The following is a 4,114-nucleotide window of genomic DNA, read 5'->3' as shown; positions in this document are numbered from 1 at the left end:
AGTCGTTTAATTTCACGTAGAGAGCGAACTCAAATTTCCAGAGCAGCTTCCAACATGTCAATTCCTTTTTATAATCAAGAACCAGGATAAAAGTAATTTTTATTTATATTTTAATTTAAAGCCCAAGCAAATTGCTTGGGCTTTTTTTATAAAGTCTTATTTTTATTGAAGTAGGCAATTATTAAAATTATCTATTTTCAAGTTTGTATGAGCCCTTTTTATAGAAATTAATATTTCCAACTATTAAATTATCAAATAAATTGTGAAAGCTCATAAGCAAAACTTTCTATATCTTCTATTAATTTTTGTATAAGTAAAGAAGATATAATTAAAAATAGTACAATTATTTTATAATAAATACTAGTATTAATTCAAAAATATAGTAGAATTTTTTGAAGAAAAATGTAGTATAAATACAAATAATTTAAAACCTAAATATTTAGGACCTTGAAAGAATTATTCGATAAATGTATTACATTAAATAAATAGATTTAACATTGTAACCACAAACTTTTTAACAATTTAATATAAAGTAAATTTTGATTAATCATTATTCCAGTCGTTCAAAAAAAGTAAACTGATACTCTTTTAATAGATTTGGATGTGTAATTTTAATCAAATCTTTTAAGACTAAATCTGGTCGGGAAGGAGCAATTTCAAAATATAGGATGCCGCCTTTTTCTCCTTGTTTATTGGCATAGGTATATATATTGTTGGTTTTAAAAGCATTAAACTTTGAATAGATATCGTTAGCCTTTTCAAGTTGTTCTAAACTAGTATAATAACTAGGAGAAATCCATACATCAGCATCTTTACCTTTTTCAAATACACTTTCAATATTTAAAGAAAGACTTCCTTTTCCTTCAGTATCTTTATATAAATAGGTGGTATTGGCATCTTTTAAAAATGTAGCTTCAAAACTTTCTCCAGCAGGTAAATTCCATATATCTTTAAAAAGGCCTCCAGAAATAACGGTTGGTTTATTTGTTGCTTTTAGTGCTATAGCTTTGGCTTCTAAATAATTTTTTTCAATAGTATTAAAAATACTGTCAGCTAGTTTTTCTTTATTAAATAAAACGCCAAAAAATTTAATCCATTCAGCTCTACCTAGCGGTGTTTCTTCTAACCAATCACCATTCAGCAAAACAGGAATACCTAATTTTTCAATAGTAGCAAACATTTTGTTATTGCTATTTAATGAAAATCCAACTACAACATCAGGACGTAAATCCAATAATAATTCAGTATTAATATGCTCTTCATGACCTAACTCTTTTATTTCACCATTCTCAATTAATTCTCGTGTCTTTTCAGAAGAAATATAATCAGTAGAAGGAAATCCGACTAATTTATTTTCGAGATGCAACAATTCAAGCATCGGAATATGTGTAGTGCTTGTAGTTACCAAAGATTGCAAAGGAGTTTTTATAGTTGTACCGTTACTTTTGGATATGGTATCAGTCAAAATATATTGAAAAGTCTCTTTTGAATTTTGGTAGGGAGCCTTTATAATTAGCTTTGTGTAATTTTTAAAGTGCTGAATATCAAAGCCTTTTGCATATCTAATACTTGAAGCTGTTTTAACGCTCAAACTTTTAATAGGTTTTTCATTTTTACAAGCTAAAAATAGCGTTAGCAGCAATAGTAATACTGTTTGTTTTATGCTAAATACCTTCATTAAAATTCATTTTTTAGCAAATGTACTATTTTAGAATTTTAATGCTAAAAAAAGATACTATTCAGTCTTATTTATTTAAATTTGCAACTGATTATGGTTCTTTTGTATGCATCAGCGTATAAAAGTTAAAAGGGAAGTTGGTTAAATTCCAACGCTGTTCCCGCAACTGTAAGCTTTAGCCAATATAAATTGGTGGTTGTTATACAACTTTAACCACTGTTCTTTTAGAATGGGAAGGTATTAACAATACGTAAGCCAGGAGACCTGCCATATTCAAACATTTCAAACTTTCGGGAGAAGAGTTTGAGTATGGTTTACTATACTTTAAAACTTACCTGATTTATTATTTTAATAATTAAATCATTTAAAAAATGAAAAAAACAGTGATTAAAGTAAGTGCTTTTTGCACGCTTTTAGCGGTTAATTTTATGAATGCGCAGGAAGCAAAAGAGAAAATTGAACAATTAGACGAAGTGGTAATTACCGATTCTCGATTTAAAATTAAACGTGAAAACTCAGGAAAGGTTGTTCATAAAATTTCAGCAGAAACAATTAAAAATAGCCTGGGTAAAAGTGTAGTAGATTTAATTAATGAGATTGCGGGTATTGAGATTAATGGGAATAATGGAGTTGGAGGTCAAAATTTAGGGTATTTTATTAGAGGGGGAAGAAGTAATGAAGTAGTTATTTTAATTGATGGTATTCAGGTAATTGACCCCTTACAAAACAGTTTTGATTTACGATTACTCAATTTAGATCAGGTAGCATCAATAGAAATAATTAAAGGTGCCGCCAGTACTTTGTATGGTTCTGGGGCAGCAACCGCCGTAATTGATATCAAACTTAAAAAAGCAGCCAAAGAAACCATTAATGCAACTTTTAGCTCTTCGGTTGGTTCAAATAATACTGCACAAGATAGTCCTTCAAATATAGAAAACTTTAACAATGCTGCAAACATCAATGGAAGTTTAAATAAGTTAAATTATTCAGTTGCATTTGGCCATCATTACTCAGGTGGTATGTCTGCTGCGAAGCCTATGGTTGGAGATGTAGATAATTTTGAAGATGATCCATTTACACGAATTAATACACGTTTGAGTATTGGATACCAATTTACAAATCAATTTAGTATTGCTACTTTTGGAAGTTTTAATAAGTTAGATAATAGTTATGATGGAGGTTCGTATCTAGATGCTGAAAATAAAGCATTCACAAAAAATTATAGCATTGGAATTGCCCCAAAATATATCTACGAAAGCGGAAGTATTCAATTAAATGCGGCCTATAGTTTGTATGATATTGATAGAAAAAACACACAATATCCAGGAACTAGTGAAGGAGAAAATTATATACTTGATGCTTTCGTAAAGCATAAATTCAATCAAAAATTTTATGGAATTTTAGGAGTAAATGTGCAACAGAATGAGATTGAAACGTATAGTATTCCTTGGGAAGAAACTGATTTGACTAAAACTATGTATGTTGAAGATCCAAAAGCAACTATTGTTGATCCTTATGCCAACGTTGTGTATGTTTCAGATATTGGTTTTAATTTAAATTCTGGTGTACGTTTAAATACACATAGTAAATATGGGAATCACTTCGTTTTTAACTTGAATCCTTCCTATACGTTTAATTATGAAGGTAAAGGATATTCTAAAATATTTACATCTTACAGTTCAGCATTTGTGGCTCCATCTTTACAAGAGTTATATGCATCTTGGGGAAATGTAGATTTAAAACCGCAAGAAAGTTTAACCTTTGAAGCAGGGTTAGAAACTAAAATTAATTCCCATTTATTCAATATCACTTATTTTAAGCGTAACGTTGAAAATATAATTGGTTATGATGATACGTTATTTGTTATGGTGAATAGGGGTGATGCGACCATTGATGGTGTTGAAATAAGTGTTGATGCTCATGTATCCAGCAGCATGAAAATAAGTGCTAATTATACCTATACGAATAATGATAATGAAGCGATAAGAATTCCTAAAAATAAAGTAAATATAAACCTATCATATGCGTTTAAACCATCTACTCATTTTATGTTGAGCTATCAATTTAATGATAAACGTGATGAGACAGATTTCACATCTTGGCCAAGTTCTATTGTGCAATTAGATGCTTATTCTTTGGTGAATGTTTCAGCCAATCATGAAATTATAAAAGATAAAATGACCTTATTCGCATCAGTTACCAATTTATTCAATGAAGACTTTGAAGAAATTTTAGGCTATAATACAAGAGGAAGAAATTACAACATAGGTTTTAGGTTACAGTTCTAACCTATAATTGTACCGCTAATGTTACTAGTAAAAAGAGGAATAGTGTTGAAATTAATTTTTATTACTTTTAAAATTCTAAAAAACATAATAAATGAGTTCAATTTCAATATCTACCTTAGATTTTTTAAAACAATTAAAGAAAAATAAT

General features: G+C 29.0%; 2 protein-coding genes and 1 riboswitch. Of the genes, one reads left to right on the top strand and one right to left on the bottom strand.

Annotation, left to right across the window (positions count from 1 at the left end):
- Positions 1–550 precede the first annotated feature (550 nt).
- Positions 551–1,678 carry an ABC transporter substrate-binding protein gene (locus tag HKP59_RS00405; RefSeq protein ID WP_291802509.1) on the bottom strand — a complete coding sequence of 376 codons (1,128 nt, stop codon included), beginning with the start codon at positions 1,676–1,678 and terminating at the stop codon, positions 551–553.
- A 77-nt stretch (positions 1,679–1,755) separates the two neighbouring features.
- A riboswitch (cobalamin riboswitch) is annotated at positions 1,756–1,965 on the top strand.
- Between the two features lie 84 nt (positions 1,966–2,049).
- Here HKP59_RS00405 and HKP59_RS00400 point away from each other — a divergent pair.
- Positions 2,050–3,966, top strand: a complete 1,917-nt coding sequence (locus HKP59_RS00400) for a TonB-dependent receptor (protein ID WP_291802507.1) — start codon at positions 2,050–2,052, stop codon at positions 3,964–3,966.
- Positions 3,967–4,114 lie beyond the last annotated feature (148 nt).

Origin of the sequence: Lutibacter sp. (genome assembly GCF_013041805.1) — a bacterium.
In the GTDB taxonomy this organism is placed as follows: Bacteria; Bacteroidota; Bacteroidia; order Flavobacteriales; family Flavobacteriaceae; genus Lutibacter.
Note: the sequence above shows the minus strand (reverse complement) of the source record. Positions and strands in the feature narration are given on the sequence as shown.